The sequence below is a fragment of the Hyphomonas sp. FCG-A18 genome, assembly GCF_045287255.1.
Lineage (GTDB): Bacteria > Pseudomonadota > Alphaproteobacteria > Caulobacterales > Hyphomonadaceae > Henriciella.
This window is the reverse complement of sequence record NZ_CP137142.1, coordinates 410207-427869: the sequence shown is the minus strand read 5'-3', so window position 1 is coordinate 427869 and position 17663 is coordinate 410207. Positions and strand designations below refer to the sequence as shown.

Here is a 17663-nt window from a genome sequence, read left to right as displayed (position 1 = left end):
AAGACTAAAGTGAACTAGATAAGCTCTCAGATATCAGGAGCTTCCAATGACCCGTCTTTTCGCATCAACAGCCATTCTCGCGCTTGCCGCCGCCTGTAGTCCCGCCACTGAAACACCTGCGCCAGCAACAGAAACAGCACCAGCCGAGGGCGTCGTGCTATCCTATACGGATGCTTTCGTTATGGAACCGATTGGTGGACGGGACATGACCATGGGCGGGGTCACCCTGTCAGCCATGGGCGGTGATGTTACGCTGACCAGCGCCTCCTCCCCGGCATTCGGCACGATTGAGCTGCACACAATGGCGATGGTCGACGACAAGATGACCATGCGCAAAGTCGAAAGCTTTGAGATCGCTGATGGCGGCGAGCTGAAGCTGGAACGCGGCGGCAATCACATGATGATGTTTGATGTCAGCGAAGATGTTGTGGGCGGCGAAACTGTCGACATCACGTTGAACTTTGATGCGGGCGGTAAGGCCCAGACTCTGGTCATCGAGGCCAATGTCCGCGTGGTTGGAGAGTAGCGTGTCAGATATCTCTCCCGAACAGCAAGATAAACTGGATGCCGCTGCGTTTCGGCGGCTCCTGTCGCATCTGGATAAGAATAAGGATGTTCAGAATATCGACCTGATGATCCTTGCTGATTTCTGTCGCAACTGTCTTGGCGACTGGTATCGCGAAGCCGCTGAAGCTGAAGGGCTTGAGCTTTCAAAAGAAGCCGCACGCGAACGAGTCTACGGCATGCCGTACGCAGATTGGAAAGCGAAATATCAGACCGAGGCTACGCCCGAACAGATGGCCGCATTCAAAGCGCGGCGGCCTGAGAAAGCTTAGCGCCCGACAATCATATCCTGGAACGCATTGATGCGCGGAACGATTTCCTCACGGAAACGACGGCCATTGAACACGCCATAATGACCGACACCGGGCTGGATATAGTCGGTCTGCATGTTTTCCGGGATATTGATGCAGAGGTCATGCGCGGCCTGTGTCTGGCCGATGCCTGAAATATCGTCTTTCTCACCCTCAACCGTCATCAGGCCAACCGTTTCGATTGCGCCCGGATTGACCAGACGCTCGCCGCGATAGCGGAAAATACCCCGCGCCAGTTTGTGCGCCCGGAACACCCGGCGAATGGTTTGCAGGTAAAACTCTTCGGTCAGATCGAGCACAGCCAGATATTCATCATAGAAAGCCCGGTGTTTCTCAGCGCTGTCCTCATCGCCTTCAACCAAGTGATCAAAGAAACGCGCCTGTGCATCGACATGGCGATCCCAGTTCATGTGCATGAATGAGGTCAGCTGCACAAAGCCCGGATAGACCCGGCGCATCATGCCCGGCCATGGCGCTGGGACCGTGTAGATCATCTTCTCGCGAAACCAGTCGAAAGAGCGTTCTTCCGCCAACAGATTTGGCACCGTCGGGGATTTCCGGGCATCAATCGGGCTGCCCATATATGTCATGGTTGCAGGCAAAGCTGGATCATTATCCTCAGCCATCATAGAGATTGCCGCAAGAACTGGTGGTCCGGGCTGACAAACGGCAACAACATGCGCACCGCCGCCAAGATGCTGCAACGACCAGCGGATGTGATCAATATAATCGTCAAGATCAAACCGTCCGAGCCAGACAGGCGCCATTTTCGCATCGGTCCAGTCGGTGATGTAAACCTCATGGGTCGGTAGAAAGGCCTCAACTGTGCCCCTCAACAAGGTCGCAAAGTGACCTGACATAGGCGCACAAATCAGCAGGCGTGGGCGACCAGCTGGCGCACCCTCAGTTTGAAAATGGATCAGCTTGCACCAGGGCGAGGACCAGCTGACGACAGGAGCAACAGGCAGGGTCTTACCGCCAATCTCAGTGGTTGGAATCTGCCATTCTGGCTTACCATAATAGCGAGTGGCGCGCTCAAAAACACTTGTAACGGCGAGGGTTGAACGTCCAAACCCGGTTTCCCTTAAGGGGTTCAGGGGGGCTTCCAGCCATGCTTTCGTGCCCTTGGCCGCCAGGCGCATTGGCGCCATTGCCGCACGGTTCATCTCAACCAGTGTATAAAGCATACAGGTTCAACCCTTCCATGTTGCAGCGCAACATAGGGCAGAAATCCATATCTGCAAAGGGTTTGGCCTCAGACCAAGGTCTTCGGCCTAGCTGACATGCTCGGCGATGCAGGCCGCCATACTCTCAGGATCGCTATCAACGTCAGAGAAAAACGTCTTCAATTGCCAGTTCTCATCCATCAGATAGGTCAGCGATGTATGGTCCATAGTGTAGTCCGCGAGACTACCCGGCTGCTCAATCCGGCTATAGTCAGCAATAAAAGCATCCGCCGCCGCGCGGATCTGCTCCGGTGTACCTGTCAGGCCAATCACATTGTCAGGAAACGCATCCAACCCAAGATACTGGGCCAGAACTTCTGGCGTATCGCGCTCCGGATCAATTGAGATGAAGGCGGTTTGTGGCGCTTCGACGCCTTCAGGCAAACGGTCATAAGCGTTTTTGATGCGCACCAGCGTACCAGGGCAGATATCCGGACAATAAGTGAACCCAAAGAAAACCAATGTCGGTTTTCCCATAAAATCGGCTTCCGTCATAACTTGCCCGGTATGGGCCGTCAGCTCAAACGGTCCGCCAATCTCGGCATAGGCCCGGGTTGAGCATCCAGCCTGCGCGCCCCCGGCGGACGGGTCGGGGGTATTTGAACCACACGCAGCAAGGGCCAACGCGCTTGCGCCTGCGAAGAACAGCTGTATCGTTTTCATAAGTGCGATATGCGCAGGCCTGACAAAAATGAGCAGGTGGCGCAGTGCCGCATCAAGGAGGCGTTTTGGACGATACAAGAGCAAACCGCTCAGGTCTCGACGAGGCTTTGTTCAGTCTTCTGCCAGAAGGCTTGTCGACGATTGATGCAGCGCGTGGACGCACGCGCCTTGCCACCTTGATGACCCTGCGCTGGATGGCCGTTGGCGGACAAACGCTGGCTGTTCTGATTGTCTACTTTGGTTTCGACTTCAATTTGCCGCTGGGGCTGTGTCTGACGGTTATTGCCGCCAGTGCCTGGCTCAACGTCTTCTTATCCTTTGCCAGCCCAGCCCCGCGCCTTCTGGAAGGTTGGGAAGCCTTATTCCAGCATGGCTTTGACGTTGTTCAGCTCGCTTTGCTGATCACGCTCACTGGCGGGTTGTCCAATCCGTTCCTGCTCTTCCTGATTGCCCCGGTCACGGTCGCCGCTTCATCCCTTCGGGCCAGAGATACAACAATCGTTGCCGCAATTGCGATTGTTGCGGCGGGCGTGATGCCGTTCATCGCGCTCGACCTGCCCTGGCGGCCCGGGGATGACCTGACTCTGCCACCATTGTTTGAGTGGGGGCATTTCGCAGCCCTTTGTATCGGGATTGTGTTCTTTGCCTTGTCCGCTCTGCGTATCAATGAGGATGAAGCGCGTCTGGTTCAGGCCCTCGACGCGGCGAGTGTCGTCATGGCACGGGAACAGCGACTTTCAGCGCTTGGGGCAATGTCCGCGATGACCGCTCATGAGCTTGGCACACCACTGGCCACTATTCATCTGGTCTCACGTGAGCTGCTCGCCATGCTGCCCGAAGATAGTCCACACCGCGAAGATGCGAGCCTGCTGGCAGAACAAGCCGAGCGCTGCCGGGTCATCTTGCGCAAACTCGGGGAAGCGCGCGAAGCCAGCGATATCGTACACGCACAAATGCCGCTCAGCGCTCTGGTTGAGGAAGCTGCCGCGCCTCACAAGGGCCTCGGCGTTAATGTCCGCGTGACCTACGAAGCTGGCGAAGGCGGGGAAGAAAAAGTCCCCGTTATCCGGCGTAGCCCGGAAATCCTGCACGCGCTTGGGGCCTTTATCGAAAACGCGGTAAGCTTTGCCGACACGGAAGTCCGCGTTGTCGCCAGTTGGACCGCCAACCAATACACTGTCACCATTCGTGATGATGGCCCCGGCTTTGCGCCTGAAGTCATGCCCAAACTGGGTGAGCCCTATGTCTCACAACGCAGCGAGGCTCACCTTGGTGGCGGTGACATGGGACTTGGCTTCTTTATTGCAAAAACCTTGATTGAACGTTCTGGTGGGCGTATTGCGACACGCAACCGCGCGGCACCACGCCGCGGCGCGCTTGTTCAGGCCATATGGCCGCGTTCTGCCCTGAACACGTTGGAAACAGAGACAAACCCCTTAGGTATTGTCCCGTAAAGGAGCTCAGTATGGAACCGCCCGTCACAGTAAAAGTCCATGAAGGCCTGAAGGACATCGAAGAGAAAACCTGTCTTGTTCTTGATGATGATGGCCCATTTTTGCAACGTCTATCCCGCGCATTGACCCAGCGTGGTTTTGTCGTCTCGTCCGTTTCAAAAGTCTCTGAGGCGCGCGACATTGCCCGTTTGAACCCACCCGCCTTTGCCGTGCTGGACCTGCGTCTGGAAGATGGTTCCGGCTTGGATGTAGTCGAAGTCCTGCATCGCTATCGTCCCGAGGCTCGCGCCGTTATTCTAACCGGCTATGGCGCGATCGCCACGGCTGTTGCTGCGGTGAAAGCTGGCGCGGTTGATTACCTGTCTAAGCCTGCGGATGTGGAAGATATTGTCCGTGCACTCGTCAATACTGGCGAGGGTATGCCGGAACCACCAGAGAACCCAATGTCCGCTGATCGGGTCCGTTGGGAGCATATCCAGCGTGTCTATGAGCTGTGCAACCACAATGTCAGCGAGACCGCCCGACGCCTGAACATGCACCGCCGGACGCTACAGCGTATTCTGGCCAAGCGCGCCCCGCGCTAACACGAGCAGATTCATAGCAAGGGCTTTAGTTAGCCCTTGCGTTTGGACGATCTGCGCCGACCAAAACCTAAAGCTCACGCGCTGCGAGGTATGGACCTTCTGAAATGCTGGCCCAACCGCGCAGCTTTTTCAGGGCTTCTTCAAAGCTTTCATAAATCCGGCGCTCCAGATCACCCCCTGATCCGGCATCGCTACGAATATCAGCTGAGATCTCCTGCACCCGCGCCATCACCTCGTCCGGGAAGCGGCGCAGCTGCACGCCTTCCTCATTGACGAGCTTCTCAAGATAGACACCGTTCTGATAGGCAAACTCGCCAACAGAGAGATGGTTTACCTCATTACAGGCGCTGCGAATAATCGCCTGCTCGGTCGGGGTTAGGCTGTCCCACTTGCGGCGATTGATACCCACGGCCAGTGCGCTGCCCGGCTCATGGAAACCCGGACCATAATGAAATTTCGCCTCGCGGTGGAACCCCAGGAAATAGTCATTCCAGGGGCCAACCCATTCAGTTGCATCGATCCGGCCTGTTTGTAGCGCCTGATAAATCTCATTCCCAGGCAAGGCCTCGGCTGCGCCGCCAAGCGCGCGGATAACATCCCCGCCAAGGCCCGGAATCCGCATCTTCAGGCCGCGAAAATCGTCGAGGCTGTTCACTTCAGTGCGAAACCAGCCCCCCATCTGATGGCCCGTATTGGCGCCCTGGAAGGCGATGATACCATACTGGCCGGACAGTTCTTCCCAAAGCGCCTGACCGCCGCCAAAATCGATCCAGCCCATAATTTCTGCCGCCGTCATCCCCATCGGAACCGCGGTGAAGAAGTTGAACGCCTTGGATTTGGACTGCCAGTAATACTCAGCGCCATGATACATGTCGGCATTACCTGAAGCGACCGTGTCAAAGGCTTCAAACGCCGGGACGAGTTCGCCAGCGGCATAGACCTGAACCTGCATGTCACCGCCCGATAGCGCTTCAATCCGCTCCGCCACGCGCGTCGCCGCCATACCAAGGCCCGGCAAGTCCTTGGGCCAAGTCGTTGTCATGGTCAGGCGCGTTTTCTTGCGCCGCACAGCCGGGGCCGCAGGGCCACCTTCACTGCTCGTACCTTGGCCACAGGCTGTTGCAGCCAGACCCGCTGTACCCAAAGCAGCAGCCCCCAGCAATTTACGGCGATCCATCATCCGCCTCTCCCTCAAATCTGAAATGTTAGTCGTGGTCTTTCAAACGGCGCCATCGCCCACCATCGAGAACCTCTAATGGCGTGAACCGGCGCTTATAGTCCATCTTGGCACTGCCCTTGATCCAATAGCCCAGATAGACATGCGGCAAGCTGAGCTCAGCGGAATGAAGAATGTGATCCAGAATCAGGTAAGTCCCAAGGCTGCGGCGGCGCTGGGCAGGATCAAAGAAGGTGTAAACCATCGAGAAGCCATCGCGCATGACATCCGTCAGTGAGACCGCGACCAGCGGGGCATTATCGGCGCGGCCCAGCCGATACTCAAATAACAGAGTCTGAACCGGGCTTTCATTGACCATCGCGCAATATTCCCGAAAGCCCATATCAGACATCCCGCCACCTTCATGGCGAGAGCCGAGATAGGCTTTGAGCAAACGATATTGCTCTCGTGTCGCTTTGGCCTGAACAGGCTCACGAACTAGGTCTATATTGGTTCTGACGATCCGGCGCTGATTTCGACTTGGTTGAAACGCGCTGGCATCAACCCGAACCGAGCGACAGGCATTACAGGTCGGGCAAGCCGGGCGATAAGCCACGCCCTGACTGCGACGGAACCCTGCCTGGCTCAACTGGTTATGCAGAGCATCGGGATTATCCTGCGTGAGATGGGTGAAGCCTTTGCGTTCGACCCGGTTCGGCAGGTACGGACATGGGCTTGCTCCCGTCACATAGAAACGTAAATCCCTGTGAACACCGGGTACCCGAAAGAGCGACTCATCAAGCTTCATATGTCCAATCTGTCAGCTACAAGGCCAAACGCCAAGGGGCTACAACCGTGAAGGTTGCCCATATCAGAATCACAAGCGGTCCACCAAACCTTACAAAATCGCCAAACTTGTAATGTCCAGGGGCCATAACGAGCATATTTGTCTGATACGCGATCGGGGTCGCAAAAGCACAATTAGCGGCATAAATGACCGCCAGAAGGAAGGGAAGTGGCTCTGCACCGAGTTGATCGGCGGCGCTCAAAGCAATTGGGGCAAACAGGACGGCTGTGGCTGCATTGCTTAGGATATTGGTCAGAATAGCCACGGCCAGGAAGATCGCCGATGCCACCGCCAAGGTCCCATAAGGCGAGGTCAACGCAACAACCAGATGAGCAATCAGGTCTGCCGCCCCGGTCAATTCAAGCGATGTCCCCATCGCCAAAGCGGCGGCGATCACCAGATAAATCCGCAAGTCCAGCGCACGGCTTGCCTGCCGCGAATTCAGACATTGCAGAACGATCATCGCGGTCGCAGCCACAACCGACGCGATCGTAATGCTCACCAGATTGAGCGCAGCCACCCCAACCATGGCGATGGTCACTAATCGCGCTAACTGAGCCTTGGTCGTTGTCGGGAACTCAGTCTGCGACCATTCCAGCAGGATAATATCCCGGTTCGTACGAAGGTTCCGAAACGCTGCCACCGGGCCACACAGCAACAAGGTATCCCCCGCCTCAAGACGGATTTCACCCAGCTTCGTGCGGATCATTCGGCTGCGCCGCTGAATGCCCAGTGTCACCGCATTGGTGAGACGGCGGAAGCCAAGCATCTCGACTGTGCGCCCCGCCATCCGGGAACCGGGCGCAATAACGGCCTCAACCAAGCCAAGCTGGCTATCAGGATTGTCTGAATCGCTGACCTCATTCTGCCAGATATCCTCAAGCATATCCGGTTTCCCGGCGAGGAGGTCTGTCAATGCCTGACGGGTGGCTGCGACAATCACCAAATCACCAGGCTTCAGGGAAACCTCGTCATAAGGCGGCAGGATGGCCTTCTCTCCGCGCTGGATCATGCGGACCGTCATGTCCTTCAGCTCTGGGAACATACCCGCGACTGAGGTTTTGCCATCAAGGAAATGCCCGGGTGTGACCTCAAACTGAGCCACAAATTGTTTGCTGGAAATTGCAAACGTCTCGGCAAACCCGGCCCGGCTCGGTAACAGGATCGGCGCAGCGATCAAGATATAGATGAGGCCCACGCCAGCCAGAATAAGTCCCATTTCCGTCTGCGCAAAAAAGCCGAGATCAACGCCTTCAATCCGCTTATAGGCATCAGCGGCCAGGAGGTTCGTACTCGTCCCGATCAGGGTGGTCATCCCGGCGAGAATTGAGACAAAGCTCAGCGGGATCATCAGTCGTGAAGTCGAAGCTCCCATGCGCGCAGCCATGGCCGACATGATTGGCAGGAACATGATCACAACCGGGGTGTTATTGGTAAAAGCGCTGGTCACAAAGACCGCCGCAAACGCCATCAGCAGGGTAATGCGTGGTCGCCGGTCATATGAGCGTACCAGCGCCTTGGTTGGCCCTTCCAGAGCGCCCGTCTGGAACAGGCCCTGCCCAACCACCAGAAGCGCCATAATCGTGATCAAAGCCGGGTTGGCAAAACCACTGAACAGCTCACCGGGTGTAATCGGGTCACCATCAGCGCCAACGGCGCCGGGGATCGTAAACAGGATCAATAGACCGGTGATGATGCCAACAGAGACGACCTCCATCGACCAGCGATCCATCATATACAAAATGATCGCCGCGACGACCGCGAGCAAGCTCGCCCACATAGGCCAATGGACAAGAATGTCAGCGCTCATATGTCCTCGCCATCCTATTGATCTGACTGCAGAATCTATTTCGCAGGCTTATCGAATGACAGGACTATGGAGATGCGGCGATTGGCTGGCAAGTGGGGGTTTTCGACGATTAGCGGACGCGTCGCAGCAAGCCCTGTCACAGCGCGGATACGCGCAGCCTCAACCCCTGCATTTTCCAGAAGGCGACGCGCCGAGTTCGCACGATCAGCCGACAATTCCCAATTGGAGTAACCCTCTGTTGTGCTGGGGTGGGCATCGGTGTGCCCTTCCAGGGTGATTGGCAGCCCGGTTGCGGCAATCGCTCGTCCGGCAAGAGCCACAAGCGCTTCACCACGCGCATTCAAACGCCCTTCCCCCATTGCGAATAGAGGTGCAGTCGCCATGTCTGTCAGCTCAAGGCGGACTTCCAATGGCGCATGGCTCACACGCACACTATCCGAATAGTCAGCCAGTGCTGGATCAGCCTTCAGAGCGCTCGCCAAATCTTCAGCCCGCGTATCGACCTGCGCCATGGCTGACGGTTTGCCGAATTGCCCAGCCAGTTCAGCGCGGTCCGAAGGCGAAATACCATTCACGATCCACATGATCAGAAAGAAAGCGCACAAAGCCGTCAGGAAGTCCGCATAAGCGAGCTTCCATGTCCCCGTCTTACGGGGCAGCGCAACGGGCCTTCTGCCCGTAGTGCGCCGGGATGTGGTTGCATAAGCCATTCACTTTCCCATCGACCCTTCTGGCCGTAGGCTCTGCTTTAGGGCATCAGGGTGAAAATCAGTTGGATCGCGGGTGTTGGATTTATTTCAAATTCAAACAAAATTGTCCGCAAAGCAGGAGTAAGACATATGGCGAGAACGGCTTTCCTTGGACTTGGCGTCATGGGCTATCCAATGGCCGGGCATCTTGTTCGCGCCGGACACAAAGTCCGCGTCTGGAACAGGTCACCTGAAAAAGCCAAACGCTGGGCCGAAGACTATAAGGGCGAGGCGACTGAAACCCCTGCTGATGCGGTATTCGGGGCCGAGTTTGTTTTCCTTTGTCTTGGCGATGATCCGGATGTCCGCGCGGTCTATGATGCGCTTGAACCAAGCCTTGGTGGCGGCATGGTTGTGGTTGACCATACCACGGCAAGCGCTGGACTAGCGCGCGAGCTGGCGGACCGCGCCGCGCAGAAAGGCGCCACCTTCATTGATGCCCCCATCTCGGGCGGACAAGCCGGCGCCGAGAAAGGTCAACTCACCATTATGTGCGGCGGTGAGGCCGCAGCGTTCACACAAGCCGAGCCGGTGATGAAAGCCTATGGCAAACGTATGACCCTGATTGGTGAGAGCGGCGCGGGGCAGCTCGCCAAGTCCGTCAACCAAATCTGCATTGCCGGGATCGTTCAGGGGCTTGCCGAAGGGATGCACTTTGCGCAAGAGGCTGGCCTTGATGTCGCAAAGGTCATCGAAGCGATCAGCGGCGGGGCCGCCCAAAGCTGGCAAATGGAGAACCGCTGGGAAACCATGCGCGACGGCCACTATGATCACGGCTTTGCCGTCGACTGGATGCGCAAGGATTTACGCATTGCCCTTGATACCGCCCGGGCCAATGGGGCCAGCCTGCCCGTGACCGCCACAGTCGATCAATATTATGCAGACATTCAGGCCATGGGCGGCAATCGCTGGGACACGTCCAGCCTGCTCGCCCGGATGGGCCGTAAACCCGAAGACAGAAAATGACACCGCTTGAAATTGCTGACGCGCTGGGCGTCTTTGTCTTTGCCCTTTCAGGTGGGCTCGCCGCATCACGGCGCGGCATGGACCTGTTTGGCATTCTGGTGGTCTGCCTCCTGCCCGCGATTGGCGGAGGCACACTGCGTGATCTTTTGCTGGATCGCCCGGTCTTCTGGCTGGAACACTCCAACACAATCCTGATCGCTCTGGCAGGTGGATTGGCCACCGCCATTCTGGGGGAACGGATTGCGCGGTTTAAGACCCTGATCTGGTTTGACGCGATGGGGCTGGCCCTGTTTTGCGTGATCGGCGCGCAGGCGGCGCATGCCATGGGGCATGATCCCGTGGTCGTGATCATGATGGGAACGATCACAGCCAGCTTTGGCGGCTTGCTCCGGGATGTCGTGTGTAACGAAGTGCCGCTCATCCTGCGCGAAGACATTTACGCTACGGCTGCACTGGTCGGCGCGCTGACCTTTTGGGCGGCCATGGCCTTTGGCGCCAGTGAAACCGTTGCCATGGTTGCCGGTGGCCTGACAGCTTTCTCGATTCGCGCAATCGTCATCACTATGAAAACGATTAAGCCAAAGCTGTTACTGCCTTTCCGCAAGAAGGACGGCCGGGAGTAGACCATGCGACGCCTTGATATTCATATCCGCGATGGGGACGCCCTTGATACCGTCATACGGGCGATCAAGGCCGCTGAACCCATCGACTATTATGTCATGCCTCTGGAACAGCAGGACCGGAAACTAATCTCCGTCCATCTCCGCGATGGCTCTGGGCAGGTCCTGATGGATAATATCCAAAGCACGCTCAAGGATGAGAAAGACTGGCGGATCAGCCTGTTGCCGATTGAGGCCACAGCCCCGCAAATCGAAGAGGCCGAAGACCCGTCGAAAAAGGATAAACGCCGCAAACAGGCGCTACGCGAAGAGATTTATGAGGATATTGTCGGCGGAGCTAAACTCGACCGCGATTTCCTCACGCTCGTCGTCCTCTCAACCATTGTGGCGGCGGTTGGCTTGCACTCAGATAGCGTTGCCGGTGTCATCGGCGCCATGGTCATCGCGCCGCTGCTGGGTCCTATCCTCGGCTTTTCCTTTGGTGCGGCGCTGGGTGATCAAAAACTCCTGTTTGGGTCAGGAAAGACCCTGTTTATCGGCATTCTGGTTGCTCTGACGTCCGCCGTCCTGATCTCTCTGATCCTGCCTGTAAATCTGGAAAGCCGGGAATTGATATCGCGGGCGGAAGTCCGCCTGGACGGTATGGCGCTCGCCATCGCTGCGGGCAGTGCCGCCGCATTGTCTCTGGCGCGCGGCCAAGGCGCCGTCCTCGTTGGTGTTATGGTGGCTGCCGCTCTGCTCCCGCCCGGCGCTGCTGTTGGCCTGTTCATTGGCGCAGGTGAATGGGCACTATCTCTACGCGCGGCCCTATTGCTCGCCTTGAACGTTGCCAGCCTCATCCTCGCCGCTTTGGTTGTCTTCCGCTTGCGCAAGATCGGCCCCCGCGACTGGCTTGAACGTAAAGGCGCAAACAAAGGCGTCGCCATCAATATGGCCTTGAGTGCGGCTTTCCTTGTTGTGTGCGTTGTGCTGATTCTCGTCCTGGATCTGGGCGCGAAGATTTCAGTCGGCTAAACTCCCTCCCAGAGGGAGGAAATAATGGCCAAAGCAGAGAATAAGACACAGCCGACAGAGGCTGACCCTGTAGCTTTCATCGCATCAGTAGAACACAATACACGGCGACAGGACGCTGAAAGCCTGCTCTCCCTGTTCAACCGCGTCACAGGCCTTGAGCCAAAAATGTGGGGGCCTTCTATCATTGGCTATGGGCGATACGCCTATAAATATGAGAGCGGCCGCGAGGGTGAATTCTTGCTAACCGGGTTCAGCCCCCGGAAACAAAATCTCAGCCTCTACATCATGTCTGGCTATCGCGCAGAGCATATGCAGGACCGCCTTTCAGAACTCGGTAAGCATAAGACCAGCAAAGCCTGTCTCTATATCAACAAACTCGCGGATGTAGATTTGACCATTCTGGAAGACATCATCCGGAGTGATCTTGCCTATATGCGTCAGAATTATGAGACTTGGGACACATGATCCGGGCCTAAGGCCACCCTGCCCCGGCATGCTCAACTCTTGTCGTCGTCACTTGCGCACTCATCAGGTCGCGGCAGGCTTCATAATGGGTGGATTCAGAACTCAGCATAAACAGCGTCTTGCCATCTTCGCCGCCAAGCATGCAGGCGATCGCTTGTCGTCCAGCCAGAATGATATCGGTAATCGCCCCGCCTTCTTCGACACGCAGAAACTCCTTGGTGATTGGTGAAGCGATCCAGATCCCGCCCGCGTCATCAAGGCAAATCCCATCCGGTGTTCGGCGATCCTGAAGCTGCGCCCAGACCCGCCTGTTTGAGAGATCACCGGCCTCATCAATATCAAAGGCCGTGAGACACAGACCCCAACTTTCACCGACAATCAAAGTCTTCCCATCTGGCGTGATGACCATGCCGTTTGGAAACATCAGGTCTTCTGCGACTGTGTGAACACTGCCATCCGGGTCAACCCGGTTCAAGGTGGTCCCGACCGGGGCATCGCCGTCTTCAAAATCAAACCCGAAATTGCCGATATAGGCCCGGCCCTTCGCGTCCACGACCATGTCATTAATCCGCTTGGGGACATGCCCGCTCAGATCAGCATGCAGGCTAACCACACCCGCAGGCGTCCGGCGGAGCAGTTTACGGTCGGTCATCGAGACGATCAGCATGTCGCCATCCGGTAACCATCCAAGCCCTGAAGGGCGGCCTTCAACCCTCGCCAAAACCTCCACATCGCCCTTCGCGGAAAGCTTCAGAACCTCATGACCATGCATATCAGACAGGTAGAGCGCACCTTCACGCCAGCGCGGGCCTTCCAAAAATGCGCGTCCGCCTAGCAAAGCCTCACTCATGACTGTCCTCCTGCTCTTTTGAGCAAGTGGAGGCCGGGTTCATCGATCAGTCAAGCTTCTGGGCGGCCTGTTCAGCGAAATAGGTCACGATGCCGGATGCCCCGGCCCGCTTGAAGCTGAGCAGCGTTTCCATCATCACCCGCTCACCATCAATCCAGCCATTCTGGGATGCCGCCTGGATCATCGCATACTCACCTGACACCTGAAACGCGAGCGTTGGAATTGCAAATGTCTCTGAAACCCGGCGCACGATATCAAGATAAGGCAGACCCGGTTTAACCATCACCATGTCTGCGCCCTCAGCGATATCCATCGCCACTTCGCGCAACGCTTCCTCGGTATTGGCCGGGTCCTGCTGATAGGTTTTCTTGTCACCAATCAAAGCCGTGGCTGACCCAATCGCCTCGCGATACGGGCCATAGAACCCGCTGGCATATTTCGCTGCATAGGAGAGGATCATCGTATTGGTATGCCCCTCCTCTTCCAGTGCGGAGCGGATGGCGCCTATACGGCCATCCATCATATCCGATGGCGCAACGACGTCTGCGCCGGCCTCGGCCTGCACCAGAGCCTGCTCCGTCAGAACAGCGGTTGTCTCATCATTGAGGACATAACCGGCCGCATCAATCAGGCCGTCATGGCCGTGGCTGGTGAACGGGTCGAGCGCAACATCGCAAATAATCCCGACATCTGGAGCCGCATCTTTCATCGCCTTGATACAGGTCGGGATCAGGCCGTCCGGGTTCAGGCCTTCGCTGCCTTCTTCATCCTTTCGAGCCGGATCAATATGTGGGAAAATCGCAATTGCCGGAATACCGAGCCCCGCCGCCCGTTTTGCTGCTGCGGCCGCTTCTGCCACATTGAACCGCTCAACACCCGGCATGGCCTCAACAGGGATATGCGGGGTCTCGCCATCATGAACAACCATGGACCAGACGAGATCAGCCGGGGTCAGGATGTTTTCCGCGGTCAAGGATCTGACCCAGCCCGCCTGACGCAGGCGGCGCAACCGAGTGGCCGGAAAAGACTGTGGGAATGGAGGTGTCATCATATCTATCCAAACTGAGCTTTAATTACCCTTCGGGTCTTCGCCATAACGCAGCCATCCGGTGATGCCATAACGATAGCCCCCGGCAAATGGTGGCACATAAGTGACGGCATGGCTTTGCGGAACCTTGAACAGGTTGAGCGTGTTAAACGCAGGCATAAACCCTTCAAGCACATTGCCAGGCTCGTCATAGAATTCCAGAGTCCCGCCCCATTCGGCGCGCCACTGCGGCGTCATGTTCAAAACAAAAGCAGCAAGCCTGTTCTTACCCTCAACATTATCATCATGGCGGGTTAGAAATTGGCCGGGGCCATAACGGGTAATCTGGGCGTCCGCGAAGGCGATACTGTCAAATCCCGTCAGCGTTCGGCAGGTATCCAGAAACGCCTCCCCATTGATGAACTCATAGAGGTCTCGCAGGCCGGCAGCCGCCTCCCGGCCAGAGTGATAAATGTCGTATAGTGGGATGTTGGCGAAGAAATACTGAAACCCTTGGGCAGCAGTCTCATGTAAATGACCAAGCAAGCCGCTCATCTGCTGGGGGGTCAGAACACTCAAGCCATTTGCATTCAAATCAACATGAGTCCCATGACGATCAAAAACCGCATTCCAATTGGGCTGCCCGGCAATCAACTCATGCAAGACTTTCGCAGAGGCATCTTCTAGCACGCCCTGCGCCTGCGTTCGCCCCGTTTCGGCAAAGCGTTTTGCTTCGCTCTGCCAGTCCTTGCTCGTATCCAGTTTTAGCGACAACGCGCTCATTTGACGTCCTCTTTCGGTTTGCCAAATGTAAACAACGCCCTTCGCACCTTTCGACGCATGAAACAGCGCGCATCTACATCCATATCCGGACGTTGTGCCGCTTCTAACTCCAGCATGTAAGGTTCCATCCTGTCGCGGGGTATTTCCGCAAAGCCCAGCGAAGCATAAAATGGCCCATTCCACTTCAGCTCACGAAACGTCGACAGGCTAACATGTGGTAGTTTTCGGGTCTCCGCGACGCTTAGCACGGCCAGCATCAGAGCGCGCCCTAGCCCCTTCTTCCCATGGTCAGGATGGACACTGATTTGATCGAGATAGAGGCCTTTACCACGCGGGCTGACCAGCGCGAACCCACAAGCCCAACCATGCTCGTTGCGGGTCACAATCACATCCCCAAGCGGGATAGCCAGCTCCAGCACATCGGCTGGAACATGATCATCCAGCGCCTCAGCCCGGATCAGGCCTGTCGGCGCAAACAAGGCAGAAGCTGCCTTATCGACAGCGATTAGCGCAGGAATATCGTCCACTTCCCCAAGCGTCAGGGCATATCCTTCTGGCAATTCATGCATTGACGCGCAGCTCCGCTGTGGCACTAGAGCCGCATCTAACCCGAACCGGAGGCAAACGCCAATGACAACGCGACTGAGCGAAGAACAGGTGATGATCCAGGATATGGCCAAGCGCTTTGCCGCGGACCGCCTTGCCCCGCATACATCCGAATGGGATGAGACCAAGCATTTCCCCGTCGATGTTATCAAGGATACAGCCGAACTTGGCTTTGCCGGGATATATGTTGGCGATGATGTTGGCGGCTCTTCTCTCGGGAGGCTCGATGCAGCGCTGATATTTGAGCAACTCTCTTATGGCGATGTCTCAACCGCAGCGTTCATCTCGATCCATAATATGGCGAGCTGGATGATTGACCGCTTTGGCAATGATGCGCAGCGCCAGGAATGGCTTCCGAAGCTCACCAGTATGGAGCTGATTGCCTCTTATTGCCTGACCGAGCCGGGATCTGGCTCCGATGCGGCAGCGATGAAAACCACCGCGACACGCGATGGTGATGAGTATGTCATTACCGGCTCCAAACAGTTCATCTCCGGGGCAGGGACATCTGACATTTACGTCCTGATGGCCAAAACCTCCGATGAAGGCGCACGCGGCGTTTCGGCGTTTATTGTTCCCCTCGGCACGCCCGGCCTGTCTTTCGGGGCGAATGAGAAAAAAATGGGCTGGAACAGCCAGCCAACCCGGCAAGTGATCCTCGATGAAGTCCGTATTCCAGTCGCTAACCGGATCGGCGAGGAAGGCCACGGCTTCCGCTTTGCCATGGCAGGCCTTGATGGTGGGCGCCTGAATATTGCCGCCTGTTCGCTTGGCGGGGCGCAGCGCGCGCTGGATAAGGCCATCGAATATGCCAAGGAACGCAAACAGTTCGGCAAAGCGATTGCGGACTTTCAGGCCACCCAGTTCAAACTGGCCGACATGGAAACAGAGCTGCAGGCCGCCCGCGTCATGCTGTACGAAGCTGCCGCTAAACTCGACGCCAAAGCCCCGGATGCGACGCGCTGGTGCGCCATGGCCAAGCGTTTCGTCACTGACACTGGCTTCAAGGTCGCCAATGACGCGCTGCAAATCTTTGGCGGCTACGGCTATCTTGCCGATTATGGCGTTGAACAGATTGTACGCGACTTGCGGGTACACCAAATTCTGGAAGGCACTAATGAGATTATGCGAGTGATTGTTAGCCGCGATATGCTGCGCCAGTAGCGCGCCCTAATACACCCCCATCGCGATCCCGGCGCCGAGCGCAGCGCCAAGGTCGCGACACTTCGCCAAATCGTCCGCGCCAATTGTTTTCGGGGCCAAAATCTCTTCCTGCGTCTGCGCATGCGTACAGACGATAAGAGGCTCCTGCACCGCTTTTAGCCGCCAGCCCGTGGCGATGCGGGCCGTCTGGCGGGCGGCATTCTCACCATCCGATCCGGCGCAGATCATTTGCGCATAGGGGCGGCCCTCAATCTGGCCTAGGACCGGATAATAACAGCGATCAAAAAAGTCCTTCATTGGTCCGGACAGCGCGGCGAGATTTTCCGGCGCAGCGAACAGATACCCACTCGCCGCCAGTAAATCATCTGGCCCGGCCTCTTCAGCGCGCCTCAGGACAGCCTCCCCCTCCGCTCGCGCACCATCAAATGCGGCCTCCACCATTTGCGCGGTGCCGCCTGTGCGGGAATGATAGATGATCAGAAGGGATGTCATGAGCCGACTCTATCTGAACTATTGGCATGCCGAAACCCGCCACAGGGCCTCCCCTTGGCGATATACAGGACCTGGGCACGCTCAGGGTGAACGCGATTGACTGCCGCTCTCTCGAAGCGGCCTATAGCGCCCAGCCTGAGCGCGCCCGCGGTGGCATATTCTTGGGTATTTCCCACGGCGCTTTCACACCACAGGTCCGGGCTTTAGCGCTTTCCGGGGTTGAGATCGCTCACCCCCACGCGCCTTGACCACCCGACTGCACCACATCATGCGCTCGGAACGCATCACATAGAAACAGACCACCACTCTCAC

General features: G+C 57.0%; 21 protein-coding genes. 10 read left to right on the top strand and 11 right to left on the bottom strand.

Going from position 1 to position 17663, the window contains the following annotated elements:
• Positions 1-46 precede the first annotated feature (46 nt).
• Together RYZ27_RS02110 and RYZ27_RS02105 are read left to right on the top strand one after the other, a co-directional pair.
• Entirely contained in the window at positions 47-526 is a 480-nt protein-coding gene (locus RYZ27_RS02110; RefSeq protein WP_406680710.1) for a copper chaperone PCu(A)C, read from the top strand.
• Positions 504-836 (top strand): DUF1244 domain-containing protein, encoded by a 333-nt coding sequence (locus RYZ27_RS02105; protein ID WP_406680709.1) that lies wholly within the window; start codon positions 504-506, stop codon positions 834-836. Before RYZ27_RS02110 ends, RYZ27_RS02105 begins: the two co-directional genes overlap by 23 nt.
• Here RYZ27_RS02105 and RYZ27_RS02100 read toward each other — a convergent pair.
• Together RYZ27_RS02100 and RYZ27_RS02095 are read right to left on the bottom strand one after the other, a co-directional pair.
• The gene (locus RYZ27_RS02100; RefSeq protein WP_406680708.1) at positions 833-2062 is read right to left on the bottom strand and encodes a polyhydroxyalkanoate depolymerase; all 1230 of its coding nucleotides are present in this window, start codon (positions 2060-2062) and stop codon (positions 833-835) included. The two genes, RYZ27_RS02105 and RYZ27_RS02100, sit on opposite strands and share 4 nt — an antisense overlap.
• An 87-nt stretch (positions 2063-2149) precedes the next feature.
• Positions 2150-2764 carry an SCO family protein gene (locus RYZ27_RS02095; protein WP_406680707.1) on the bottom strand — a complete coding sequence of 205 codons (615 nt, stop codon included), beginning with the start codon at positions 2762-2764 and terminating at the stop codon, positions 2150-2152.
• 65 nt (positions 2765-2829) lie between these two features.
• On the opposite strand from RYZ27_RS02095, the gene RYZ27_RS02090 reads away from it, so the two are divergent.
• Both RYZ27_RS02090 and RYZ27_RS02085 read left to right on the top strand, forming a co-directional pair.
• A complete protein-coding gene (locus RYZ27_RS02090; RefSeq protein ID WP_406680706.1) occupies positions 2830-4218 on the top strand; it encodes an ActS/PrrB/RegB family redox-sensitive histidine kinase in 1389 nt (462 codons plus the stop codon).
• An 11-nt stretch (positions 4219-4229) separates the two neighbouring features.
• Positions 4230-4802 carry an ActR/PrrA/RegA family redox response regulator transcription factor gene (locus tag RYZ27_RS02085; protein ID WP_406680705.1) on the top strand — a complete coding sequence of 191 codons (573 nt, stop codon included), beginning with the start codon at positions 4230-4232 and terminating at the stop codon, positions 4800-4802.
• Between the two features lie 67 nt (positions 4803-4869).
• Here the strand turns inward: RYZ27_RS02085 and RYZ27_RS02080 are convergent, their stop codons facing one another.
• Genes RYZ27_RS02080 through RYZ27_RS02065 form a run of 4 tightly spaced genes read right to left on the bottom strand, consistent with a single transcriptional unit; the run spans position 4870 to position 9325 of the window.
• Positions 4870-5979 carry a TRAP transporter substrate-binding protein gene (locus tag RYZ27_RS02080; RefSeq protein ID WP_406681750.1) on the bottom strand — a complete coding sequence of 370 codons (1110 nt, stop codon included), beginning with the start codon at positions 5977-5979 and terminating at the stop codon, positions 4870-4872.
• A 28-nt stretch (positions 5980-6007) separates the two neighbouring features.
• On the bottom strand, positions 6008-6766 hold the full coding sequence (locus RYZ27_RS02075) for an arginyltransferase (protein ID WP_406680704.1): 759 nt from the start codon (positions 6764-6766) through the stop codon (positions 6008-6010).
• A 16-nt stretch (positions 6767-6782) separates the two neighbouring features.
• Positions 6783-8615, bottom strand: a complete 1833-nt coding sequence (locus RYZ27_RS02070; RefSeq protein WP_406680703.1) for an SLC13 family permease — start codon at positions 8613-8615, stop codon at positions 6783-6785.
• A gap of 35 nt (positions 8616-8650) precedes the next feature.
• On the bottom strand, positions 8651-9325 hold the full coding sequence (locus RYZ27_RS02065; RefSeq protein WP_406680702.1) for an OmpA family protein: 675 nt from the start codon (positions 9323-9325) through the stop codon (positions 8651-8653).
• A gap of 129 nt (positions 9326-9454) precedes the next feature.
• On the opposite strand from RYZ27_RS02065, the gene RYZ27_RS02060 reads away from it, so the two are divergent.
• From RYZ27_RS02060 to RYZ27_RS02045, 4 genes are read left to right on the top strand one after another with little or no spacing between them, the layout of a single operon-like run.
• Entirely contained in the window at positions 9455-10330 is an 876-nt protein-coding gene (locus RYZ27_RS02060) for an NAD(P)-dependent oxidoreductase (protein ID WP_406680701.1), read from the top strand.
• A complete protein-coding gene (locus RYZ27_RS02055) occupies positions 10327-10953 on the top strand; it encodes a trimeric intracellular cation channel family protein (RefSeq protein WP_406680700.1) in 627 nt (208 codons plus the stop codon). Before RYZ27_RS02060 ends, RYZ27_RS02055 begins: the two co-directional genes overlap by 4 nt.
• A gap of 3 nt (positions 10954-10956) precedes the next feature.
• On the top strand, positions 10957-11964 hold the full coding sequence (locus tag RYZ27_RS02050; protein WP_406680699.1) for a TIGR00341 family protein: 1008 nt from the start codon (positions 10957-10959) through the stop codon (positions 11962-11964).
• 24 nt (positions 11965-11988) lie between these two features.
• A complete protein-coding gene (locus RYZ27_RS02045; RefSeq protein ID WP_406680698.1) occupies positions 11989-12429 on the top strand; it encodes a DUF1801 domain-containing protein in 441 nt (146 codons plus the stop codon).
• Between the two features lie 7 nt (positions 12430-12436).
• Here RYZ27_RS02045 and RYZ27_RS02040 read toward each other — a convergent pair whose 3' ends face one another.
• Genes RYZ27_RS02040 through RYZ27_RS02025 form a run of 4 tightly spaced genes read right to left on the bottom strand, consistent with a single transcriptional unit; the run spans position 12437 to position 15658 of the window.
• Entirely contained in the window at positions 12437-13279 is an 843-nt protein-coding gene (locus tag RYZ27_RS02040) for an SMP-30/gluconolactonase/LRE family protein (protein ID WP_406680697.1), read from the bottom strand.
• A 46-nt stretch (positions 13280-13325) separates the two neighbouring features.
• Positions 13326-14330, bottom strand: a complete 1005-nt coding sequence (hemB, locus tag RYZ27_RS02035; protein WP_406680696.1) for a porphobilinogen synthase — start codon at positions 14328-14330, stop codon at positions 13326-13328.
• An 18-nt stretch (positions 14331-14348) separates the two neighbouring features.
• On the bottom strand, positions 14349-15089 hold the full coding sequence (locus RYZ27_RS02030) for a 2OG-Fe(II) oxygenase (protein WP_406680695.1): 741 nt from the start codon (positions 15087-15089) through the stop codon (positions 14349-14351).
• Positions 15086-15658, bottom strand: coding sequence for a GNAT family N-acetyltransferase (locus RYZ27_RS02025; protein WP_406680694.1), 573 nt, complete (start codon positions 15656-15658; stop codon positions 15086-15088). Before RYZ27_RS02025 ends, RYZ27_RS02030 begins: the two co-directional genes overlap by 4 nt.
• A gap of 61 nt (positions 15659-15719) precedes the next feature.
• Between RYZ27_RS02025 and RYZ27_RS02020 the strand changes: the two genes are divergently transcribed.
• Entirely contained in the window at positions 15720-16859 is a 1140-nt protein-coding gene (locus RYZ27_RS02020; RefSeq protein WP_406680693.1) for an isobutyryl-CoA dehydrogenase, read from the top strand.
• Positions 16860-16865: 6 nt separating this feature from the next.
• Here the strand turns inward: RYZ27_RS02020 and RYZ27_RS02015 are convergent, their stop codons facing one another.
• Positions 16866-17351 (bottom strand): flavodoxin family protein, encoded by a 486-nt coding sequence (locus tag RYZ27_RS02015; RefSeq protein ID WP_406680692.1) that lies wholly within the window; start codon positions 17349-17351, stop codon positions 16866-16868.
• Positions 17352-17377: 26 nt separating this feature from the next.
• Here RYZ27_RS02015 and RYZ27_RS02010 point away from each other — a divergent pair, with 26 nt between their 5' ends.
• Positions 17378-17599 carry a hypothetical protein gene (locus tag RYZ27_RS02010; protein ID WP_406680691.1) on the top strand — a complete coding sequence of 74 codons (222 nt, stop codon included), beginning with the start codon at positions 17378-17380 and terminating at the stop codon, positions 17597-17599.
• Positions 17600-17663: the final 64 nt, after the last annotated feature.

Coding starts and splice junctions, on each gene's coding strand:
- RYZ27_RS02110 (WP_406680710.1), top strand. CDS start 47: ATGACCCGTCTTTTCGCATCAACAGCCATTCTCGCGCTTGCCGCCGCC.
- RYZ27_RS02105 (WP_406680709.1), top strand. CDS start 504: ATGTCCGCGTGGTTGGAGAGTAGCGTGTCAGATATCTCTCCCGAACAG.
- RYZ27_RS02100 (WP_406680708.1), bottom strand. CDS start 2,062: ATGCTTTATACACTGGTTGAGATGAACCGTGCGGCAATGGCGCCAATG.
- RYZ27_RS02095 (WP_406680707.1), bottom strand. CDS start 2,764: ATGAAAACGATACAGCTGTTCTTCGCAGGCGCAAGCGCGTTGGCCCTT.
- RYZ27_RS02085 (WP_406680705.1), top strand. CDS start 4,230: ATGGAACCGCCCGTCACAGTAAAAGTCCATGAAGGCCTGAAGGACATC.
- RYZ27_RS02080 (WP_406681750.1), bottom strand. CDS start 5,979: ATGGATCGCCGTAAATTGCTGGGGGCTGCTGCTTTGGGTACAGCGGGT.
- RYZ27_RS02075 (WP_406680704.1), bottom strand. CDS start 6,766: ATGAAGCTTGATGAGTCGCTCTTTCGGGTACCCGGTGTTCACAGGGAT.
- RYZ27_RS02070 (WP_406680703.1), bottom strand. CDS start 8,615: ATGAGCGCTGACATTCTTGTCCATTGGCCTATGTGGGCGAGCTTGCTC.
- RYZ27_RS02065 (WP_406680702.1), bottom strand. CDS start 9,325: ATGGCTTATGCAACCACATCCCGGCGCACTACGGGCAGAAGGCCCGTT.
- RYZ27_RS02060 (WP_406680701.1), top strand. CDS start 9,455: ATGGCGAGAACGGCTTTCCTTGGACTTGGCGTCATGGGCTATCCAATG.
- RYZ27_RS02055 (WP_406680700.1), top strand. CDS start 10,327: ATGACACCGCTTGAAATTGCTGACGCGCTGGGCGTCTTTGTCTTTGCC.
- RYZ27_RS02050 (WP_406680699.1), top strand. CDS start 10,957: ATGCGACGCCTTGATATTCATATCCGCGATGGGGACGCCCTTGATACC.
- RYZ27_RS02045 (WP_406680698.1), top strand. CDS start 11,989: ATGGCCAAAGCAGAGAATAAGACACAGCCGACAGAGGCTGACCCTGTA.
- RYZ27_RS02040 (WP_406680697.1), bottom strand. CDS start 13,279: ATGAGTGAGGCTTTGCTAGGCGGACGCGCATTTTTGGAAGGCCCGCGC.
- hemB (WP_406680696.1), bottom strand. CDS start 14,330: ATGATGACACCTCCATTCCCACAGTCTTTTCCGGCCACTCGGTTGCGC.
- RYZ27_RS02030 (WP_406680695.1), bottom strand. CDS start 15,089: ATGAGCGCGTTGTCGCTAAAACTGGATACGAGCAAGGACTGGCAGAGC.
- RYZ27_RS02025 (WP_406680694.1), bottom strand. CDS start 15,658: ATGCATGAATTGCCAGAAGGATATGCCCTGACGCTTGGGGAAGTGGAC.
- RYZ27_RS02020 (WP_406680693.1), top strand. CDS start 15,720: ATGACAACGCGACTGAGCGAAGAACAGGTGATGATCCAGGATATGGCC.
- RYZ27_RS02015 (WP_406680692.1), bottom strand. CDS start 17,351: ATGACATCCCTTCTGATCATCTATCATTCCCGCACAGGCGGCACCGCG.
- RYZ27_RS02010 (WP_406680691.1), top strand. CDS start 17,378: ATGCCGAAACCCGCCACAGGGCCTCCCCTTGGCGATATACAGGACCTG.